Raw genomic sequence first — 4236 nt, 5'->3', positions numbered from 1 at the left:
CTCGCCATGGACGTGCTGCGGCTCGGCCGCCTGCGGGCGATCGACATCGACCCGATCGAGCGCAAGCCGCAACGCTAGCGCTCCACGGTCGGGGCGGGGTATGACGGTGCCATGCCTCGCTTCCCGACCCTTGCCGCATGATGCCGGCGCACGAGACCTACGACGTCATTGTCATCGGCGCCGGTGCCGGTGGCATGACGGCGGCGGCCGTGGCCGCTGCCGAAGGCCTGCGCGTGCTGGTGATCGAGAAGACCGCTTTCGTCGGCGGCACCGCGGCGTGGTCTCACGGCATGGTCTGGATCCCCGCCAATGCCAAGATGAAGGAAGTTGGGCTCTCCGACAGTGTCGCGGATGCCGTGCAGTACCTGTCGGGCACGGTGCCCGAGCCCGCCAATGCCGGCCTGCGCGCCGCCTTCCTCGCGCGCGGGCCCGAGGCGGTCGCCTATCTCGAAGCCAACACCGAGGTGCGGCTTCAGCCGGTGAAAACCTATCCGGATTATTATCCGGAACGGCTGGGCGCAACGCCCGGCGGCCGTGTGCTGGAGCCGGTCGCGTTCGATGGCACGCGGCTGGGCGCCGCCTTTGCGCGATTGCGGCCACCGCTCCCAGAGTTCACATTGCTCGGCGGGATGATGGTCAATCGTCTCGACATTCCGCACCTGCGGAAGGCGGGGAAATCGCTGCGCTCGACCCTGCGCGCGGCGCGGCTGATTTCCGAATATGCATTGCAGCGGCTGCGCAGCCCGCGCGGCAGCACGCTGCATCTTGGCAATGCGCTTGCTGCGCGGCTCTATGCCTCGCTGCTTTCGCGGCGGGTTGAAATTCTTTTCAGCGCCGACGTCGAGGATCTCTCGATGCGGGGTGATCGTGTCAGCGGCGTGGTGATCCGTCACGGCTCCCGTGACCGGCCGATCGCCGCGCGTCGTGGCGTCGTGCTGGCAACCGGCGGCTTTTCGCATGACGCCGTGTTGCGCAAGCGCCTTTTTCCGGCGGCGGCCGGATTTGCTTCGGCGACGAACAAATCAGCGACGGGCGACGGACTTCGGCTCGCAGCCAAAGTCAGTGCCGCGCTCAACACGGACGCGACCAGCCCGGCTTATTGGGTGCCGGCCTCGCTGTTCCCCCGCGCCGACGGCAGCCGCGGCGTGTTCCCGCATATGGTGACCGATCGCGCCAAGCCCGGTGTGATCGCCGTCAACGCAGCGGGCCGACGTTTCGTCAACGAAGCACTGTCGTACCACGAATTCGTGCTCGCCATGCTCCGCGATGGCAATGGCGAGCCGGACCGGCCATTCTACCTGATCTGTGACCGCGCGTTCCTGTGGGCTTACGGCCTCGGTCGCATCAAGCCGTTTACGCGCGGCTATCGGCGTTATGTGGCGAGTGGCGAGTTGATCGCGGCTCCTGATCTCGCAGAGCTCGCAACCAAGATCGGTGTTAAGCCGTCCGCTCTCACGGCGACGATCGTGAACTACAACGCCGATGCGAAAGAAGGTCGCGACGGCGAATTCGGCCGCGGCAGCACCGTCTACCAGCGCCACCTCGGCGATATCAGCCACAAGCCCAATCCCTGCGTCGCGCCGATCCTCCGCGCCCCGTTCTTCGCGATGCGCATCCATCCGGCTGATCTCGGCACCGCGATCGGCATGAAGGTGGATGCGCGGGCGCGCGTGCTGCGCGAGGACGGCACGCCGATTGCTGGCCTCCATGCCTGCGGCAACGACATGGGCTCGATCATGAACGGGAATTGCCCGGGGCCGGGCATTATGCTCGGGCCGGCACTGACGTTCGGGTATATTGCGGGCCGGCATCTGGCGGAGGGGAGTGTGGCCAGCATGACAAGCGCTGCGGATGCCTCCGCCTAACTGTTGTCTCCGCTATATCCACGTCATTGCGAGGAGCGAAGCAATCCAGAGATCCCGCCGCGGAGGTAGTCGGGGATTGCTTCGTCGCAAGGGCTCCTCGCAATCACGTGGAGAGGGTGCGGGCTGCCCCGCTACTCCGCAGCCGCGGCAAAGCGGCTGTTCTCCAGCTCAGCAATCAGCCGCGCCGTCTCCGCCGAGGCCTGCTTGATGTTGGCTTCCTTGACGTGGCCGAAACCGCGGATCGTCTCCGGTACGCGGGCGAGCCGCGTCAGCAGCGGGATCTGCTCCGCCTTCAGCCCGGCGGTGCGCTGGTCGATCATGCCGAGATAATCCTCGACCAGCTTGCGCTCGGTTCGGCGCTCCTCGGTGCGGCCGAACGGATCGAACGCGCCGCCGCGCAGGAACTTGAGCCTGGCCAGCAGGCGGAAGGCGTGGATCATCCAGCCGCCGAACGCCTGTTTCTGGAGCCGGCCCGTTGTCTTGTCGCGCTTGGCGAAGATCGGCGGAGCCAGATGGTACTTCAGCGTAAAATCGCCGTCGAATTTTTCGGACACTTTCTTGGCAAAACTGCCATCGGTATAGAGCCGTGCGACCTCGTACTCGTCCTTGTAGGACATCAGCTTGAACAGGTTCTTCGCGACGGCCTCGGTCAGCTCCGTGGACGCCGGCGAAGCCGCGCTCTCGGCCTTGCGCACCCTGGCGACGGCAGCAAGGTAGCGGTCGGCGTAGGTCTTGTCCTGATAGCCGGTCAGGAATTCGGCGCGGGTCGCGATGATGTCGTCGAGCGATTTCGTCGGCGCGGCAGCCCTGTTCTTGAACTGCAGCACGCTGCGCACCCGCGACATGTCGTGGGCGGCAAGGCGGCCCCAGGTGAAGGCGAGCTTGTTCATCTCGATCGCGGCGCCGTTGATCTCGATGGCGCGGAGCAGGGCCTCCAGCGACAGCGGGATCACGCCCTTCTGGAAGGCGAAGCCGAGCATGAAGGGATTGGTCGCGATGGAATCGCCCATCAGCGCCGAAGCGATGCCCGTGGCGTCGATGATGTCGAGGTTCTTGTCGCCGACGGCGTCGCGCAGCACGGTCTGCATCGTGCCCATCTCGAAATCGAGATCGGGATTTTGCACGAAGCTGGCGGTCGGCTGTAAATCGGCGTTGATGAACGCTTTCGTCACGCCGCGCTCGGCACGGCTGAGTGCGGAGGGACCTGCCGAGACGATCATGTCGCAGCCGAGGATGACGTCGGCGCCGCCGGTGGTGATGCGAACCGCGGAGATGTCCTCCGGCTTCGGGGCGATGCGGACATGGCTCATCACGGCGCCGTTCTTCTGCGACAGGCCCGTGAAATCCAGCGCCGAGCAGCCGCGGCCGTCGACATGAGCGGCCATGCCGAGCAGTGCGCCGATGGTGATGACGCCGGTGCCGCCGATGCCGGTGACGAGAATGTTGTAGGGACCTTCCAGCTCACATGCCGGCGGCAGCGGCAGGTCGGCGAACAGCTGCCCGGAATCGACGGCCGACGTTTTCATGCGCTTGAGCGTACCGCCGTGCACGGTGACAAAGCTCGGGCAAAAGCCTTCGACGCAGGAATAGTCCTTGTTGCAGTTGGACTGGTCAATCTGGCGCTTGCGGCCGAACTCGGTCTCCAGCGGCTGCACCGAGACGCAATTGGAAGCCTGCGAGCAATCGCCGCAGCCTTCGCAGACCAGCTCGTTGATGAAGGCACGCTTGGCGGGGTCGGGATAGAGCCCCCGCTTGCGGCGGCGGCGCTTCTCTGCCGCGCAGGTCTGGTCGTAGATCACGACCGTGAGGCCCTTGATGTCGCGCAGCTCGCGCTGCACGGCGTCGAGTTCGCGGCGGTGGTGGATGGTCGCGCCCTGCGGGAAGTAGTTTCCTTGCGGGTACTTGGTCGGATCGTCCGACACGATCGCGAGCCGCTTGACGCCTTCGGCCCAGACCTGATGCGAGATCTGCGCGACGTTGAAGGCGCCTTCGGCCGGCTGGCCGCCGGTCATCGCCACCGCATCGTTGTAGAGGATCTTGTAAGTGATGTTGATGCCGGCGGCCGATGCCGCGCGCAGGGCGAGCAGGCCGGAATGGGTATAGGTGCCGTCGCCGAGATTCTGGAAGATGTGGGTCTCGGTCGTGAAGGGCGACTGGCCGATCCAGTTCACGCCTTCGGCACCCATATGCGAGATCAGATCGGTGCGGCGGGTCGGCATGCTCAGCGCCATGCCGTGGCAGCCGATGCCGGCCATGGCGCGGCTGCCCTCCGGCACCCGCGTCGAAGTGTTGTGCGGGCAGCCCGAGCAGAAGAACGGCGTGCGTGCGAGCTTGATCGGCGCGCTGGTGGTGACGGGGTTGTCGAAGGCCT

At 65.9% G+C, this 4236-nt stretch carries 2 protein-coding genes; one reads left to right on the top strand and one right to left on the bottom strand.

The window, feature by feature from the left end; all coding sequences use genetic code 11:
* Positions 1-137: 137 nt before the first annotated feature.
* The gene (locus tag MOV74_RS32530; protein WP_246931087.1) at positions 138-1865 is read left to right on the top strand and encodes an FAD-dependent oxidoreductase; all 1728 of its coding nucleotides are present in this window, start codon (positions 138-140) and stop codon (positions 1863-1865) included.
* Between the two features lie 131 nt (positions 1866-1996).
* Here the strand turns inward: MOV74_RS32530 and MOV74_RS32525 are convergent.
* Positions 1997-4236, bottom strand: a 2240-nt coding sequence (locus MOV74_RS32525) for an indolepyruvate ferredoxin oxidoreductase family protein (RefSeq protein ID WP_246931086.1), incomplete at its 5' end; no start/stop codon positions are given.

This window comes from Bradyrhizobium sp. SHOUNA76 (assembly GCF_023006445.1).
Taxonomy (GTDB): Bacteria; Pseudomonadota; Alphaproteobacteria; order Rhizobiales; family Xanthobacteraceae; genus Bradyrhizobium.
Note: the sequence above shows the minus strand (reverse complement) of the source record. Positions and strands in the feature narration are given on the sequence as shown.